Source organism: Sphingomonas sp., from assembly GCF_036387595.1.
Lineage (GTDB): Bacteria > Pseudomonadota > Alphaproteobacteria > Sphingomonadales > Sphingomonadaceae > Sphingomonas.
Genome location: NZ_DASVTL010000078.1, coordinates 1 through 16,702 on the forward strand (window position 1 = coordinate 1; position 16,702 = coordinate 16,702).

The 16,702-nt window shown below is 66.5% G+C and carries 12 protein-coding genes; 7 read left to right on the forward strand and 5 right to left on the reverse strand.

The features are described from left to right. The 7 genes from VF643_RS07900 to VF643_RS07930 all read left to right on the forward strand — a co-directional run. The coding region (locus tag VF643_RS07900; RefSeq protein WP_331042838.1) for an NAD-dependent epimerase/dehydratase family protein at positions 1-469 on the forward strand (469 nt) is incomplete at its 5' end. A 46-nt stretch (positions 470-515) separates the two neighbouring features. Next, positions 516-1,583 (forward strand): SDR family NAD(P)-dependent oxidoreductase, encoded by a 1,068-nt coding sequence (locus VF643_RS07905; RefSeq protein ID WP_331042839.1) that lies wholly within the window; start codon positions 516-518, stop codon positions 1,581-1,583. Then, positions 1,583-2,698, forward strand: coding sequence for a glycosyltransferase family 4 protein (locus VF643_RS07910; RefSeq protein WP_331042840.1), 1,116 nt, complete (start codon positions 1,583-1,585; stop codon positions 2,696-2,698). Before VF643_RS07905 ends, VF643_RS07910 begins: the two co-directional genes overlap by 1 nt. Before the next feature lie 28 nt (positions 2,699-2,726). Next, positions 2,727-3,836: a CgeB family protein gene (locus VF643_RS07915; protein ID WP_331042841.1), complete on the forward strand. Its 1,110-nt coding sequence runs from the start codon at positions 2,727-2,729 to the stop codon at positions 3,834-3,836. Beyond that, complete coding sequence (locus tag VF643_RS07920; RefSeq protein WP_331042842.1) at positions 3,833-4,921, forward strand: CgeB family protein; 1,089 nt, start codon at positions 3,833-3,835, stop codon at positions 4,919-4,921. Before VF643_RS07915 ends, VF643_RS07920 begins: the two co-directional genes overlap by 4 nt. Beyond that, a complete protein-coding gene (locus VF643_RS07925; protein ID WP_331042843.1) occupies positions 4,918-6,000 on the forward strand; it encodes a CgeB family protein in 1,083 nt (360 codons plus the stop codon). The genes VF643_RS07920 and VF643_RS07925 overlap by 4 nt, the downstream gene beginning before the upstream one ends. A 23-nt stretch (positions 6,001-6,023) precedes the next feature. Further along, entirely contained in the window at positions 6,024-7,031 is a 1,008-nt protein-coding gene (locus VF643_RS07930; RefSeq protein WP_331042844.1) for a UDP-glucuronic acid decarboxylase family protein, read from the forward strand. Positions 7,032-7,036: 5 nt separating this feature from the next. On the opposite strand, the gene VF643_RS07935 is transcribed toward VF643_RS07930, so the two are convergent. From VF643_RS07935 to VF643_RS07955, 5 genes are all read right to left on the reverse strand, one after another. Then, complete coding sequence (locus VF643_RS07935; RefSeq protein ID WP_331042845.1) at positions 7,037-10,168, reverse strand: hybrid sensor histidine kinase/response regulator; 3,132 nt, start codon at positions 10,166-10,168, stop codon at positions 7,037-7,039. An 89-nt stretch (positions 10,169-10,257) separates the two neighbouring features. After that, positions 10,258-11,667, reverse strand: coding sequence for a glycoside hydrolase family 43 protein (locus VF643_RS07940; RefSeq protein WP_331042846.1), 1,410 nt, complete (start codon positions 11,665-11,667; stop codon positions 10,258-10,260). A 41-nt stretch (positions 11,668-11,708) separates the two neighbouring features. After that, positions 11,709-12,737, reverse strand: a complete 1,029-nt coding sequence (locus VF643_RS07945; RefSeq protein WP_331042847.1) for an arabinan endo-1,5-alpha-L-arabinosidase — start codon at positions 12,735-12,737, stop codon at positions 11,709-11,711. Between the two features lie 26 nt (positions 12,738-12,763). Next, positions 12,764-15,469, reverse strand: coding sequence for a TonB-dependent receptor (locus tag VF643_RS07950; RefSeq protein ID WP_331042848.1), 2,706 nt, complete (start codon positions 15,467-15,469; stop codon positions 12,764-12,766). Positions 15,470-15,633: 164 nt separating this feature from the next. After that, positions 15,634-16,629, reverse strand: a complete 996-nt coding sequence (locus VF643_RS07955; RefSeq protein ID WP_331042952.1) for an arabinan endo-1,5-alpha-L-arabinosidase — start codon at positions 16,627-16,629, stop codon at positions 15,634-15,636. Between the last annotated feature and the right edge of the window lie 73 nt (positions 16,630-16,702).

Below are 16,702 nucleotides of genomic sequence, written 5' to 3' on the forward strand. Positions count from 1 at the left end.
TCAGGCGCTCTCGAACCCCTATACCGGCGTGCTCGCGATCTTCGCGTCGCGGCTGCTCAACGGCCAGCAGCCGATGATCTTCGAGGATGGCGAGCAGCGCCGCGATTTCGTGCATGTCAGCGACGTCGCGCGCGCGTTTGCGGACGCGCTGACGCTTCCCCAGGCGGTGGGCGGCACCTTCAACATCGGCTCCGGGCATGATCGCTCGGTGACCGAGGTCGCGACCGAATTGGCGCGTGCGATGGGCAAGAACGATCTCGCCCCGATCATCGTCGGCAAGGCGCGGATCGGTGACATCCGCCACTGTTTCTGCGACACGACGCTCGCCGCCGCCACCCTCGATTTCCGCGCCGCGCAGGATTTCGGCGAAGGGCTGGCGGCGCTTGCGGAATGGGTCGGCGAACAGACCGCGACCGACAAGGTCGAACAGATGCGCGCCGAACTGGAAGCGCGGGGGCTGGTGGCGTGAGGGGGCCACGCACAGTCCTCCCCAAGCATAGCTTGGGGAGGAAAAGATGACCAAGCCCATCCTCATCACCGGCGGCGCCGGCTTCATCGGTTCCAACCTCGCCGACCGCCTCGCCGGCGAAGGCCACGACGTCCGCGTCTACGACGCGCTCTCCCGCCCCGGCACCGAGCGCAATCTCGCCTGGCTCCAGGCGAACCACGGCGCGCGCATCGACTTCGTCCACGCCGATATCCGCGACGAACCCACGCTCGCCGCCGCCGCTGCGGACGCCAAGGCGGTGTTCCACCTCGCCGCGCAGGTCGCGGTGACGACCAGCATGGTCGATCCGGTGGCCGATTTCGCGATCAACATCGCCGGCACGCTGCACCTGCTGGAGGCGCTGCGCCGCCGCGGCGACGGCACCCCGCTGATCTTCGCCTCGACCAACAAGGTCTATGGCGACCTGGCCGATCTGTCCTTCGATCTCGAAGGCGACGCTTATGTCCCCGCCGACGCGAACGTCCGCGCGCACGGCATCGGCGAGGCGCGCCCGCTCGATTTCCACACCCCTTATGGCTGTTCGAAGGGCGCCGCCGACCAATATGTCCTCGATTACGCGCGCAGCTTCGGCGTGCCGGCCGCGGTGCTGCGGATGAGCTGCATCTACGGCCATCGCCAGATGGGCACCGAGGATCAGGGCTGGGTCGCGCATTTCCTGATCCGTGCGCTCGAAGGCAAGCCGATCACGCTCTACGGCGACGGCCACCAGGTCCGCGACATCCTCGACGTGTCGAACGCGGTCGATGCCTATGTCCGGGCATGGCAGCGGATCGACGCGGTTCGGGGCCGGGCGTTCAACCTCGGCGGCGGCCCCGCCAATGCGGTCAGCCTGCGCCAGTTGCTCGGCCATATCGGCGAACTGACGGGGCGGGAGGTCGACGTGACCTATGCGGACTGGCGCGCGGGCGACCAGCGCTATTTCGTCGCCGACACCCGCGCCGCCGAAGCCGCACTCGGCCTCGCGCCCAAGGTCGATTGGCGCCACGGCGTGGCCGAACTCGCACGCTGGCTGGCGGGCGAGCGGCGGCGCAATCTGCCGATCCCCGCAACCGCGCGCGCCGGGGCGGTCGCGTGATGCGGCTGCTGATGACCGCCGATGCGATCGGCGGGGTCTGGCAATATGCCACCGATCTCGCCGCCGCCCTCCAGCCGCTCGGCATCGACACCGTGCTAGCGCTGCTCGGCCCCGCACCCACGCCCGCGCAGCGGCGCGACGCGCTTCGCATCCCCGGTCTGAAGCTGATCGAAACCGGCCTTCCGCTCGACTGGCTGTGCGCGGATGCGGCACCGGTGCTTGCCGCGGGCGAGCACGTGGCGGCGCTGGCGGCGCGCGAGGCGGTCGATCTCGTCCAGCTCAACATGCCTTCGCTCGGCGCGCGCGCGCGCTTTGCCATGCCCGTCGTCGCGGTCGTCCACGGTTGTGTCGGCACCTGGTGGGAGGCCGCCCGCGGCACCCGCCCCGACCCCGCCTATGCGTGGCAGGATGCGCTGGTCCGCGACGGCCTTGTCGCGGCTGACGCCGTGGTCGCGCCCAGCGAAAGCTATGCCGAAACGGTCGCACGCTATCACGCGCTGACGGTGGTGCCGCTCGTCGTCCACAACGGCCGCGTGCCGTTGACGCTACCCCCGATCGCGGTCGATGCGGCACCGGTCGCGCATGCCTTCACCGCGGGGCGTCTGTGGGACGAGGTCAAGGCAATGGCGCTGCTCGATCGCGCCGCGGCACGGCTGAGCGTGCCGCTGCGCGCGGCGGGACGCGAGGAAGGGCCGCATGGCGAGCGCCTGCCGCTCCCGCATCTGCATCATCTCGGCCATCTGAGCGCCGGTGCGATGGCCCGCGAACTGTCCGGGCGCCCCGTCTTCGTCTCGGCGACGCGCTTCGAACCGTTCGGGCTGGCGGTGCTGGAGGCGGCGCAGGCCGGATGCCCGCTGGTCCTGTCGGGGATCGACACGTTCCGCGAGTTGTGGACCGGTGCGGCACTGATCGTCGAGGAGCAGGACGATTCCGCCTATGCCGCCGCGATCGAGCGGGTTGTCGGCGATCAAGAACTCCGCGCGAACCTGGGCGAGGCGGCGCGCATCCGGGCGCAGCGTTACACCCCGGCGGCGATGGCCGGAGCGATGGCGTCGATCTATGGCTGCCTGGCCGGGGACGCCGCGCCGGGATCGTCGCGCAAGGTGGCGGCATGACGCCGGTCGTCACCCGAGGGACGGCGACGTGAAAATCGTCTATTTCACTCATTCTCTGCTGTCGTGCTGGAATCACGGCAATGCGCATTTCCTTCGCGGCGTGCTGCGCGAACTGATCGCACTGGGGCATGACGTGCGGGCGTGCGAACCGGCGGGCAATTGGAGCCTGACGAACCTGCTCGCCGATCGCGGCGAGGCGGGTCTCGCGCCCTTCCGCCAAGCCTATCCCGAACTGGCGCCGGTCACCTATGATGGCGTGCCCGCGGCCGAGGCGCTGGTCGACGGCGCCGATCTGGTCATCGTCCACGAATGGAACGACCCCGCGCTGGTCGCCGAAGTGGGTCGCCTGCGCGCGCGCGGCGGGCGGTTCCAGCTGTTGTTCCACGATACCCACCACCGCGCGGTCAGCGAGCCCGCCGCGATGCAGGCTTATGACCTGTCGGCCTATGACGGCGTGCTCGCGTTCGGCGAGACCCTGTCCGAAGTCTACCGCGGCTGGGGCTGGCGCGACCGCGTGTGGACCTGGCACGAGGCCGCCGACACCCGGCTGTTCCACCCGCCGCACGTGGAGGGGACGCGCGAGGGCCTCGTCTGGATCGGCAATTGGGGCGACGGGGAGCGCACCGCTGAACTCGAACGTTTCCTCTTCGCCCCCGCGCAGGCGGTCGGCCTGCCGCTCGACATCTACGGCGTGCGCTACCCGGATGAAGCCAAGGCGATGCTCGCCGCCCACAATGCCCGCTATCGCGGCTGGGCACCCAACGCCACCGCCCCCGCCATCTTCGCCCGCCACCTCGCCACCGTCCATGTGCCGCGCCGTTATTATGCGACGATCCTCCCCGGCATCCCGACGATCCGCATGTTCGAGGCACTTGCCTGCGGCATCCCGCTGGTGTCGGCGCCATGGGACGATTCCGAGCAGTTATTCCGGCCGAATCGGGACTATCTACTCGCCGCCGACGGCGCCGCGATGATGGCTCATATGCGCGATGTTAGAGAAGATACAACGCTGCGCGCATCGCTGTCCGCCGCCGGCTTGGAGACGATCCGCGCCCGGCACACCTGCGCCCACCGCGCCGCCGAACTGCTCGCGATCGCCGCATCGCTGACCGCGCCCAAAAGAAAGGATGCCGCATGAAGATCGCCTTCTACGGCTCGAGCCTGCTGTCCTCCTATTGGAACGGCGCCGCCACCTACTACCGCGGCATCCTCCGCGATCTGGCGGGGCGCGGCTACGACATAACCTTCTACGAACCCGACGCCTTCGACCGCCAGCTTCACCGCGACATCGACCCGCCCGAATGGGCGCGCGTCGTCGTCTATCCGGCGACCGAAGCCGCGATGCACGAAGTGCTCTCGGATGCGGCGCGCGCCGATATCGTCGTCAAGGCGAACGGCGTCGGCGTGTTCGACAAGGAACTGCTCGAAGGCGCGATCGCACGCGCCGCACCCCACGCACTCAAGATCTTCTGGGATGTGGACGCGGCCGCGACGCTCGACGAGATGCGCGCCGATCCGTCGCATCCCGTGCTCGGCGCCCTGCCCGATCTCGACATGGTCCTCACCTATGGCGGCGGGCCACCGGTGATCGACGCGTATCGCGGCTTCGGCGCGACCTTGTGCGAACCGGTCTACAACGCGCTCGATCCGACCACCCACTTCCCCGTAGCGCCCGACGATCGCTTCGCCTGCGACCTCGCCTTCCTGGGCAACCGCCTGCCCGACCGCGAGGCTCGCGTGGAAGAGTTCTTCCTGCACCCCGCAGCGACACTCGGCGACCGGTCCTTCCTGATCGGCGGCAACGGCTGGGAGACGAAGGCGATGCCCGCCAACGTCCGCCACCGCGGCCACGTCTACACCGCCGAGCACAATGCCTTCAACTGCACGCCCAAAGCCGTGCTGAACGTCGCGCGCGATTCGATGGCGCATATCGGCTTCTCGCCCGCCACCCGCGTGTTCGAGGCCTCGGGCGCCGCCGCCTGCGTCATCACCGACGCCTGGGAGGGCATCGAGCAGTTCCTCAAACCCGACACCGAAGTGCTGGTCGCGCGCGATGGCCAGGACGTGGCCGAGCACATGGCCGCGCTCACTCCGGAACGCGCGCGTTCGATCGGCGAAGCGGCACTCGCCCGCGTGCTGGCCGAACACACCTATGCGTTGCGCGGCGCGCAGGTCGATGCGCTGTTCCGCGCCCATGCCGCACGGGTGCGGAAGGCGGCATGAGGCTCGTCGTCCTCGGGCTGAGCCTGTCCTCCTCCTGGGGGAACGGCCACGCGACCACCTTCCGCGCATTGCTGAGCGCCTATGCGGCGCGCGGGCACGACATCGTGTTCCTCGAACGCGACGTCGCCTGGTATCGCGACCAGCGCGACCTCGCCGACCCCGATTTCTGCCGCTTGTGCTTCTACGACGACCTCGACGACCTGGCGCGCTTCACGCCCGAGATCGCGGAGGCCGATGCGGTGATCGTCGGCTCCTACGTGCCCGAAGGCGTCGCGGTCGCGCATTTCGTCCAGCAGACCGCCGGCGGCACCACCGCCTTCTACGACATCGACACACCGGTCACGCTGGCCAAGCTGGCGCGCGGCGACTTCGAATATCTCAGTCCGGAGGTGATCCCCGGCTACGACCTGTATCTCTCCTTCACCGGCGGCCCGACGCTCGATCTGCTCGAACGCCGCTACGCCTCGCCGGCGGCCCGCGCGCTCTATTGCTCGGTCGATCCGATGCTCTACCGTCCGCTCGGCGGGGAGACGCGCTGGGATCTGTCCTATCTCGGCACCTACAGCCCCGATCGCCAACCGGCGCTGGAACGGCTGCTGATCGCGCCCGCACGCGCGCTGCCCGACCGGCGCTTCGTCGTGGCGGGGCCGCAATATCCCGCCGGCATCGCCTGGCCCCCCAATGTCGAACGGATCGAGCATCTGCCGCCTGCGGAGCATGCCGCTTTCTATTCCGCCTCGCGCTTTACGCTCAACGTCACCCGCGCCGACATGATCGCGGCCGGCTGGTCACCATCGGTGCGGCTGTTCGAGGCGGCCGCCTGCGCGACGCCGATCGTGTCCGACATTTGGGAAGGCCTCGACGCGATCTTCGCACCCGGCAGTGAGATCATCCTGGCGACCGGCACCGCCGATGTCATCGCGGCGCTGGCGCGAACCGATGCCGGCACGATCGGCCGCCAGGCACAGACCCGTGTGCTGGCAGAACACACCGCCGCAATCCGGGCGGGGCAGCTCGAAACCTATTTCAACGAGGCGAAGACCTCCGCCAACCCCCTGACGATGACGACCGCCGCATGACGCGCGGCCGAGGAGAGACGATCATGGCCCGATCCGAACCTTCCCTTATCCTGGTCGCTGGCGGCGCCGGCTTCATCGGCTCGCACCTGTGCGATCGGCTGCTGCGGGAGGGAAATGCCGTGATGTGCCTGGACAACCTCCAGACCGCGCGTCCATCCAACCTGCGGCTGCTCGAAGGACGACCCGGCTTCACCTTCGTCGAAGGCGACATCGTCTCGCCGCTACCCGAAGCGGTGACGCGCGAGACGCACCGGATCACCCGCGTCTACAATCTGGCCTGCGCAGCGTCGCCGCCACAATATCAGGCCGATCCCGAACATACGATGCTGACCAACGTCGTCGGCACCAACCACCTCCTTCGCCTCGCCGAGCGTGCAGGCGCACGCTTCCTGCTGACCTCGACCAGCGAAGTCTATGGTGATCCCGAGATCCACCCGCAGGTGGAGGATTATCGCGGCTGGGTGAGCTGCACCGGGCCGCGCGCCTGCTATGACGAGGGCAAACGCGCCGCCGAAGCGCTGGCGTTCGACTATGTCCGGATGAACCGTGCCGAGGTGCGCGTCGCACGCATCTTCAACACCTATGGCCCGCAAATGCAGTGCGACGATGGCCGCGTCGTGTCGAATCTGATCTGTCAGGCGCTGTCGGGCCAGGACATCACACTTTACGGCGACGGCAGCCAGACGCGCAGCTTCTGCTACGTCTCCGACATGGTGGAGGCGCTGATCCGCCTGATGGAATCCGACATCGACGGCAGCGAACCCGTGAACCTGGGCAATCCGACGGAATTGACCGTCCGGGAACTGGCCGAACGGGTGATCGCGATGACCGGCAGGGGGAATCGCGTCGTCTATCGCCCCCTGCCGCAGGACGATCCCCGCCGCCGCCGGCCGGACATCTCGCGCGCGCGCGACCGTCTCGGCTGGGCGCCCGTCGTGCCGATCGAGGATGGGCTGGAGCAGACCTGCCGGTGGTTCGCGGAGGAACTGGGCCGTACCGGCCAGGACGCGCCAGCGACGGAAGACGCCTGAGGAGTCTACACCGGCGCGTCGATCACCTGGCGCACCTTGGCGGCAAGCTCCTCGATGCCAAAGGGCTTGCCGATCAATTCCACACCCTGATCGACCACGCCGTTGTGGACGACCGCGTTGCGCGTGTAGCCGGTGGTGAACAGCACCTTCAGCCCCGGACGGCGCCGGCGCGCTTCCTCCGCCAGCTTGGCGCCGTTGACGTCGGGCATGACGATGTCGGTGAACAGCAACACGATCTCGGGATGCGCGGCGAGCATCTGCAACGCCGCCGCCGCACCATCGGCCTGAAGCACGCGGTAGCCCAGTTCGTTGAGCGCATCGACGCTCAACTGGCGGACTGCCGGTTCGTCTTCGACTACCAGCACCACCTCGTCGCGATAACCAAGCGGTACGACTGCGGGTGTCACCGGGTCGCCTGCCGGTACGTCCTCGACCGCAATGCGCGGCAGGTAGATCTTGACGGTCGTGCCCTCACCCGGTTCGGAATAAATCTTAACGTGCCCGCCCGATTGCTTGACGAAGCCATAGACCTGACTCAGGCCGAGTCCGGTGCCCTTGCCCACGGGCTTAGTAGTGAAGAACGGGTCGAATGCCTTGGCGATCACCTCGGGCGGCATGCCGCTGCCCGTATCGGTCACCGCGATCACGACATATTGCCCCGCAGGGACGCCGAGATGCTCGGCTACGTAGAGCGTATCGAGGTGGCCGTTCTGAGTCTCGATGGTCAGCCGCCCACCATGGGGCATGGCATCGCGCGCGTTGACGCCCAGGTTCAGGATGACGTTTTCGAGCTGGTTAGGGTCGACATGCGTCCGCCACAAGCCGCCCGCGAGCACCGTTTCCAGTCGCACGTCGCTGCCCAGCGCGCGGCGCAGAATATCGGACATCGTCGCGACCAATCGGTTGGCGTCGACGGTTCGCGGCTGGAGCGGCTGCTGACGCGAAAACGCGAGTAGCCGCTGGGTGAGCGTCGCGGCACGCCGCGCCCCTTCCGCCGCAGCCTCGACATAGCGGATGGCGCGCGCGTCCGCAGTGCCCAGCCGCCGTCCAAGCAGATCGAGAGACCCGATGACGACCGCTAGCATATTGTTGAAATCGTGGGCGATGCCGCCGGTAAGCTGGCCGACCGCTTCCATTTTCTGGCTCTGCCGCAGCGTTTCCTGGGTGCGTTCCAATTCGGCATCGCGCGCCTTGCTGTCGGAAATATCGCGCCCGACCGCGTAGAAGATGTCGTCGACCGGCGTGCTGACCCAGTCGAACCAGCGCCAATTCCCGTCTGCCGTGCGCACCCGGTTCTGGTTGCGCACGGTAATGCCGCTCCGCATCAGCACGCCCGCGGCAACCGTGTCGGCTTGATGATCTTGGTGGACGAACGTCAGGAATGGCGTCTCCAGCAAGGTCCGCTCGTCATGGCCCAAAGCGTCGGCCCAGGCCGGATTCAGCGACAGGATGCGACCGTCGAGCGTGGCAGTCATCAGCAGATCGGGACTAAGGCGCCAGATGCGGTCGCGCTCCTGCGTCCGTGCCTCGACCGCGCGCTGGAGGTCGTCACGCGCCAGCGCCAGCGTCTCTCGCGCGGCGATGATGTCGTCCAGATCGGTGCACGTGCCGATCCAGGTCGCTTCTGCGCCGTCCCCGCTGCGCCGGGCACGCGCCAGCCACCAACGATATTGCCCGTCCGCGCGGCGCAGCCGAAATTCTACTTCATACGGCTCTCCGGATGTGACGGAGAGTGCCCACCGCCCGAAAGCATTTCCCTGGTCGTCGGGATGAACGTATGCGGCCCAGCCCTCGCCATTGCTGTCATCGGGCGAACTGCCCGAATATGCGTGCCAATTGGGACTGGTATAATCGAGCAGCCCCGCTGCGTCGGCCGTCCAGACGAATCCCGGCATCGTCTCGGCGACGGTACGGAAGCGCGCCTGGCTCCGCGCCAGTTCGGCGAGCGCGTCCTTTTGATCCTGCACATCCTGGGTCGTGCCGTACCATTTGATGATGGCACCGGCATCGTCGCGGTCGGGATACGCACGCGAATGCATCCAGCGATGGCCGCCGTCGCGCATGCGCACCCGATGTTCGATGTCATAGGGTTTGCCGGTCGTCGTCGAATGCACCCAGGCGTCGATCGAACGCTGGAGATCGTCGGGATGAATGGCCTCGCCCCAGGTACCGCCCAACCCGCTGGTGCCGGTCCATTCGAACCACCGCCGGCCGACGCGATCGAGCTGACCGTCCGGCGGCGATGTCCACACCGTCTGCGGATTGAGTTCGACCGCATTGCGATAATGTTCCTCACTCTCGCGCAGCCGCGCATCACCGAGGCGGCGATCCGTCACGTCGCGGTAGAACAGCGCCAGTCCCTCACCCGATGGAAAAGCGCGCACTTCCATCCACGCTCTGCGTCCATCTGGCCAAACGTAATGGTGTTCGATCTCGCCGCGCTCACCGGTCTGCATGACGCGCCGGTAGAATGCCCCGAGTTCGCTGGTCTGCGTACCAGGCCACGCCTCCCAGTGCGTAAGCCCGATGATCGCCGCGCGCGGACGCGTCTCCAGCCTCATGCCCTCAGCATTGATGTCGAGCACGCGGAAGTTGCGATCGAGCAGGACGAAGCCCTCGGCCATGTTCTCCAGCACATCGCGGCTGCGATCCCGATCGATGCGTAAGGACTCTTCCGCCGCAGCCTGCGCGGACATCTCGGTGTTGACGCCCAGCCAGCGGATGACCGCGCCGCCGTCGCCAAACACCGGATGGACGCGGGTGAGGAATGGCCGGAACACGCCGTCGGCCCCCAGCAGCGGAAAGACCATCTCGAACGATGCGCCGGTCGCCACCGACGCGGTCCAGCGCTCCATGACCACCGGCAGCATCGCCGGGTCATGCACGGCCTGCCAACCCCAGCCCTCCAACTGCTCGGGCGTCGTGCCACAATAATCGTGCCACCGCCGGTTGTACCAGACGATGTAGCCGTCCCCGTTCGCGATCCAGCACGGCGTCGGCAGCAGATCGGCAAGCAGCCGGAAGTCGCTGCTGTCGGGTCCGTTGGTCATGCTGTGGGTCAGCCCCGCCGCTTTGGTCTGCGTGCGCCAATAGCGGTGCGCGAAATCGCCTTCCGAGGCGATGGGCGGGGTGGTCACTCTTCAACTCCTGGCCGGAGGCGACCGCAACCTGGTCGACCCGCCGCCGATCCTTCGAACGCGGCCCGGTGTCAACCGGGCACTGCGCGTCAGGTCAGGAGGAAAGTCGCAGCGCGGCGATCGGCGGGGGTGCGTGCCGGTCCCAGGGCGAGGCCGTCCCCCACTACCCGGAGATACGCGGCCGGGTGAACAGCCGATCGGAACGAAACACCGGCGCCTCCAAGCCCGGCAACTCGGTGGAAAGCGCTTGCCCTCCCCGCAACGGTCAGGCTCAGCGGCGCCCCCGGTTGAGCCGAGACACATACATCGGGCCGGGTGATCGGCTGGAGCGCGATCGTACCGCCCGACCCGGGCATCGCGCGGAACTGCGTTGCGGCGATCGGCCCCCGCGCGATTCGCAGGGAGTCGCCGACGAGAGCGACGTAGCTCGCCGGGCTCCCGAGCGGTGAGAGCCGGTCGGGGACCGGGCCGTTACCCACCGGAATGCCGAAATCGGGTGTGCCGTCCGCGCCATAATACAGGCGCTGTACGCGGGTGTGGCGGTTTGGATCGAACAACGGATCGCCCGTTATCTTGTCATAATCGCGGCCGTGATAGATCATCACGTCGCGCCCCGCCTCGTCCACGGTGAAGCTGTTGTGGCCCGGACCGAAAACCTTGGTTTCGGCCGATGTGGTGAACACCGGAACCGGCGATTTCGTCCACGACGATGCCGCCATGATGTCGGCACCCGCATCGCAGGTGAGCAGCCCCAGGCAATAGCGCGAATCGGTCGCGCTCGCCGAATAGGTCATGAACAACCGTCCGTTCCGTTCCAGCAGGGCGGGCGCCTCATTCACCTTGAACCCCTGTATCTCCCAGTCCAGCGTCGGCACCGACAGCCGCACCGGCTTGGCCGCCAATGTCAGTGGGGTCGCCAGCGGCGCCAGATAAAGGTTGGAATTCGTCTCGATGCCCGGTTCACGCTGCGCCCAGCACAGATAGCGCTTGCCGCGATGCACGAAGCTGGTGGAATCGAGGTTGAACGTGTCCCACGGCGTCTGCAACTGGCCGAGCAGCGACCATTTGCCGGTCATCGGATCCGCACCGTCGCACACGACCGCATAGGTGCGGATGCGGAACACGTCCTCGCCGCCGCCGCTGGGTCCGGCCGCGAAATACATGATCCAGCGTCCATCGATCAAATGCAATTCGGGCGCCCAGATGAAGCCCGACAGCGGCCCGCTGGACAGATGCCGCCAGAGAACCGCCTCCGGCGCGGTCGCCAGGCCAGCCAGCGTGCGCGACCGGCGCAGCACCAGGCGATCGTATTCGGGCACCGATCCAGTCAGATAATAGAAGCCGTCACTATGTCGAAACACCTGCGCGTCGGCACGCTGGCGTACGAGCGGGTTGCTGGGCATCGGCGCCGATGACGCAGTTCGGGCGGCGAGTGCGCCTGCGAACGGCAACGTAGCGAGGCCGGCGGTTACCGCACGGCGCGAATAGGTGGCGGACATCACAGTCTCCAGGGAAGAGGGTAGGATCAGCCGCGCGCCGGTCACTGCCGCGCGACCGGCCAGCCGTCCGCGGTCCAGCCGAGCGGCGCGATACGCAAGGTGGGCACGCCTTTGTTCTTGGCGTCATAGGCGTGGTAGACGAAGTAATCGCGCGCGCCATCCCGCAAGACCGAGCCACCCCCCGGCCCTTTCCACCGACCGGATTTGTCGATCTGCGCGTGCAGCAAGACCTGACCGGACCCGTCCATCAACGGCTTGCCGTCATAATCGACATACGGACCGGTTACGGCCTTCGCTCGACCGACAACGGTATAATACGTACTGGCCGCCCCCCGGCAGCAGAAATCGTGCGCGGCAAAGAGGTAGTAATAGCCGCCATGTTCAAGCAGCGAGGGCGCCTCGACCGCACCGGGGCGGGCGCGGCGGGCGAGCGGGTGGACGGTGTCGTCACCCGCAAGACGCTTGCCGGTCGCCGGATCGAGACGAATCAGCTTCAGCCCCGTCCAGAAGCTGCCGAACGCGAGCCATTGCTTGCCGTCCCGGTCCGTAAAAGCCGCCGGATCGATCGCGTTGAAGTCGTTCCTCCGGCTGGAAACTATCACAGGCCCCTGATCGGTCCAGCCAAAGCCCGGCTTGGCGGGATCGAGCGTCGGAGTCGTCGCGAGCCCGATCGCCGAATGATTGCTGCCGAACGTGGAGATCGAGTAATACAGCCGGTACTGGCCGTTCGAGAAGCTGATGTCGGGCGCCCAGACGCCCTTCGTGCCCGGAACCTCGCGCTTCGCCCAGTCCGGGATCGCGCGGAATACCGCACCCGCGCGCGTCCAGGTCACCATGTCCTTGGACGTGCGGACATGGATCAGCCCAGGCGGCTCGTTCGCCTGACTCGTGCTGAAGACGTAATAGGTATCGCCGTCCTTTATCATGGCGGGGTCGTGGACGGGGGACAGATCCCCCGTCATCCGATCCGCAAGGCCGGGGGCGACGGCGGAAGCCTGCGCTCCGGCCGCCAAGGGCGCGATCATCAGCGCGAAACACGCCGCACGCCCGAACTCCGCCCAGATGCTCATCGCGATCTCCCCAGCAACGCCCCGCCTCAAAAGCGGAAGCGGGCGCCCGCCCCGAAGGTGCGATCGAACACGCGCGTGTCACGCGGCGTCAAACCGGTCGGCCCGAAATTGTCCTGATATTTCTCATCGAGCAGGTTGGTCGCGTCCACCGTCAGCGTTATGTTGTCGGTCACCGCATAGCTTGCCGAGAAGTCCAGGAAGCTGAGCGCGTTCGCCCTGATCAGGCCGCCAGGAACGACGCTGGAGAAGCTATCGGTATAGCTGCTGCGCCAATTGTACGCCAACCGTGCGGAGAAGCCGTATTTCTCGTAGATGCCGACCAGGTTGTACGAGTATTTGGAGAGCGGCGTGATGGCGCGCTTGATACCGCCGACCGTCAACGAGCCGGAGGCATAGGTAAAGCTCGCCTGCGCGCCAAACCCGCCAAGCGCACCCGGCAGGAAGTCGAGGAACTGCGTACCCGCGATCTCGACACCCTTTAGCTTGCCCGTCGCCGAGTTCTGCGGACGGGTGACCAGAATGTCTCCAGCAAACCCCGGCACCGACTCAGGCAGGGTATCGGTCTGGATGTAATTGTCCAACTTCTTATAAAAGCCCGCGACCGTCAGCGACCCGGTGTTCGAGAAATACCATTCCGCGGTGGCATCGAAATTGTCCGACTTCACCGATCGAAGGTTGGCGTTACCTCCATTGCCCGTACCGATAGACGAACTGCCACCCGTGATGCCGGTCAACGTCACACCGATCGCGGGATTGAGATCGGTAAACTGTGGGCGGAAGATTTGCTTGCCTGCCACCAGTCGCAAAATCACATCCTGCACAGGGCGGATCTTCAATGTCACGCTCGGAAGCAGATTGAGTTCATTGCGGCGCCCCTCGATCGGCGTTGCAACGGGTGGTCCGGGCGGGATCGTGGTCAGCTGCACCGCGTTGAGCGCGGTGACCGTGTTGACCGCGCGGACGCCGGCAGTCCCTTCTAACGCGCCATTATCGGTGCCGAAGCTCACCTGCCCATACGCCGCATACACGGTCTCGCGCAGCGAGAAGGTGCGATTGGGGTCGAATGCCGGATCGCCTGCGGGCCGGCCGGCAAGGGCGCGCAACCGATCGGCGTTGTCGTTGATGAAGCTGGTGCTCGCCAGCGCGAAATTGTTCACGCCCAGCCGCCCGTCGATGATCTCGTCAGGGGCGTTGGCAATCAGCCCGGGGAAACCGGATTGCGACAGGAAGTTCAGACCCAACGCACCACTTTGCGCACTGCCCGAATCGCCGGTACGCCGCGCATAGCGTGCGCCGACCTTGAAGTTGCGGAGGAAGCCATTGTCGAACGTATAGAGCAGGTCGGCCTTCCCGGCATATTGCTCGCTGTTGCTGGCATCACGATTGTCGAACAGCGTCAGGAGGTTGAGGTTCGCGCCGTTGGTGACGTCGAACCCGTTGAAGTTGATCGACGGCGTACCGCCCGCGTTGAAGTCATAGTCGATGCGCGGCACGACATAGGCCGTGTCGACGATCAGCGCCCGACTGCGCACTTTGCTCTTGTTATAGGTGAATTCGGCAGAAAGCAGCGCCCGACCTGCGGTGTAGCGCGTGCCGAAATTCGCCTGATAACCGTCGGTCTTCTGGGCGAACGCCTGCTTGCTGGTGATCGTGAAATTGTCGCGGGTCGTGATCGTGCCCGCGACCGGGCGCTCGACGCCATTGAGCAGCGCGGTGCCGGTCTGACGGGTGTTCACCGTCACCGCGCCCGCCTTTGGCAGGCCGACGAAGAAGTTCACGTCGTAATCCTGGCGATAGCCGGTGAACAGGCCGTCGGCGTAGAATTCCAGATCGGGTGTCGGCTTGAACTGAAGCGACACGTTGACCGACGGCCGCTGACGATTGCCGTCGGTGACGAGGCCGCCGACCGTATCGGGAATCAGGGTCGGGTCGGTCGCGCTCAGCGGGTTGAAACCGAAATTGAACGCGGTCTGATCCTGATATTTGCGGTCGTTGTACGACGCACCGATCAGGACGCCGAACTCGGCCCCGTCGCCCATCTCCCAGCGATTGCTGACCAAGCCGCTGGTCACGTAACTCCACTTGTCGCGCTTGTCGCTGTAGAAGGCGCGCGCGCCGCCCGCGATCTCGAAACCGGTGAAGTCGAACGGCCGGCGCAGCCGAATGTCGATCGTGCCGGATACGCTGCCCTCGATCTGGTCGGGCGTGGTCGTCTTATAGACGTCGACACCCGCGACCAGCTCCGCGGGGATATCCTGCAGCGCGACACCGCGGCCGACGCCGGTGAACGCCTCGCGACCGTTGATGAGCGACTGGACGTTGGGCAGACCGCGGACGAGCACTGCATTCACTTCGCCGCCGCCGCGGTAAACCTGGATGCCCGTCACGCGCTGAAGCGCGTCGGACACGGTATTGTCGGGCAGCTTGCCGATGTCCTCGGCGACGATTGAATCGACGACCTGCGTCGAATTGCGCTTGATCGACTGCGCACCCTGAAGACTGGCGCGGACGCCGGTGACGATGACGTCGGCTTCGGACGCGGCAGGATCACCCTCCTGCGTCGTGGTCGTCGCACTCGATTGACGCGCGGCAGCGTCCTCGGCGGAGCCTTCGGCCGGGGTGGAGATCGGCGCGGCCTGGTCGGCCGTCTGGGCCGCGGCGGGCGCTGCCAAGACCATTGCCAAGCCGCTGGCGGATGCCAGCCAGATCAGGCGGCTCGATTCCTTGCGCATCAGACTTCCCCTCTTTGCACACTGCCAGGTGTGTACCCTGTGCAGCCAATTGTCGGACTAGATATACCTGACCGCGGATGATGCAAAGAGAAAATGCGGGTACGTTGCGCGACCGCCGGCCTGTGACTTTTCGGCCACTAGCCCGCGCCACCGGGCGCCTGAAATCAGTAATCGGCGATGGGCCAGCCGTCCACGCCCCAGGTGACCGGTGCGATGCGCAACGTCGATGCGCCTTTGTTCGCCCTGTCGTAGGCGTGATAGACCATGTAATCGCGGCCATCGCTGTCGTGCAGGAAGCCGGGGTGGCCGGGACCGCGAAAGCGCTCCTTTTCCTGCAGATCGGCGCGCAGGAATATGGTGCCCTGCCCGTGCATCAGCGGGCTGCCGTCCTTGCCCAGATAGGGCCCGGTGATCGCCTTGGCGCGGCCGACGACCGTGTAATAGGTGCTGTTCACGCCCTTGCAGCAATAGTCATAGGAGGCAAAAAGCCAGTAATAGCCGCCGTGGGGCACGATGAACGGCGCCTCTACTGGCGCCGGCCCTCCCGCAGGGGCAAGGCGCCGCGCGATGCTATATGGCCTGGCCTTGGGATCGCGCAGCTTGCCGGTCGCCGGATCGAGCGCGAACAGCTTGATCCCGGTCCAGAAACTGCCCAGCGACAGCCAGTGCCGCCCGTCCAGATCGACGACGTGATTCGCGTCGATCGCGTTGAAGTCGTCCGCGTCGGTCGAGGCGACGACCAGCCCCTCGTCGCGCCAGCCATAACCCGGCGCCTTCGGATCCAGCGTCGGGCTGGTGAACAGCCCGATTGCCGATCGGTTCGAACCGAAGGTGGACACCGCATAATAGAGCCGCCAGCGGCCGTTGAAGAACGAGATGTCCGGCGCCCACATGTCCGTGGTGCCCGGCACCGCCTTGGTCGCCCAAGCTGGAATGGCGGGCACCAGGGGTGCCTGCATGGTCCAATGCACCAGGTCGGTTGAGGTGCGCGATCGCAGATAGCGGCCCTTGTCGCTACCGGTGCTGAACACATAATAGGTGCCGCCCTCGCGAGCGATCACCGGGTCGTGCGTGGCGGTCAGATCGCCGCTGAGTCGGGCGTTGAGCGCGCCACGCCCAGCCGGAATGGTCTGCGCATCGCCGATGCTCGCCAGCGACATGACCAGCGCCGCGGACATCGCCATCCTCGCCAACTTCCTCACGCCCACTGACCCTCTCCCAAATACTATTGTC

What these genes read in the sequence shown, in the direction of transcription:
- VF643_RS07905 (WP_331042839.1), top strand. Translation starts at nt 516, where the DNA reads ATGACCAAGCCCATCCTCATCACCGGCGGCGCCGGCTTCATCGGTTCC.
- VF643_RS07910 (WP_331042840.1), top strand. Translation starts at nt 1,583, where the DNA reads ATGCGGCTGCTGATGACCGCCGATGCGATCGGCGGGGTCTGGCAATAT.
- VF643_RS07920 (WP_331042842.1), top strand. Translation starts at nt 3,833, where the DNA reads ATGAAGATCGCCTTCTACGGCTCGAGCCTGCTGTCCTCCTATTGGAAC.
- VF643_RS07925 (WP_331042843.1), top strand. Translation starts at nt 4,918, where the DNA reads ATGAGGCTCGTCGTCCTCGGGCTGAGCCTGTCCTCCTCCTGGGGGAAC.
- VF643_RS07930 (WP_331042844.1), top strand. Translation starts at nt 6,024, where the DNA reads ATGGCCCGATCCGAACCTTCCCTTATCCTGGTCGCTGGCGGCGCCGGC.
- VF643_RS07940 (WP_331042846.1), bottom strand. Translation starts at nt 11,667, where the DNA reads ATGTCCGCCACCTATTCGCGCCGTGCGGTAACCGCCGGCCTCGCTACG.
- VF643_RS07945 (WP_331042847.1), bottom strand. Translation starts at nt 12,737, where the DNA reads ATGAGCATCTGGGCGGAGTTCGGGCGTGCGGCGTGTTTCGCGCTGATG.
- VF643_RS07950 (WP_331042848.1), bottom strand. Translation starts at nt 15,469, where the DNA reads ATGCGCAAGGAATCGAGCCGCCTGATCTGGCTGGCATCCGCCAGCGGC.
- VF643_RS07955 (WP_331042952.1), bottom strand. Translation starts at nt 16,629, where the DNA reads ATGTCGCTGGCGAGCATCGGCGATGCGCAGACCATTCCGGCTGGGCGT.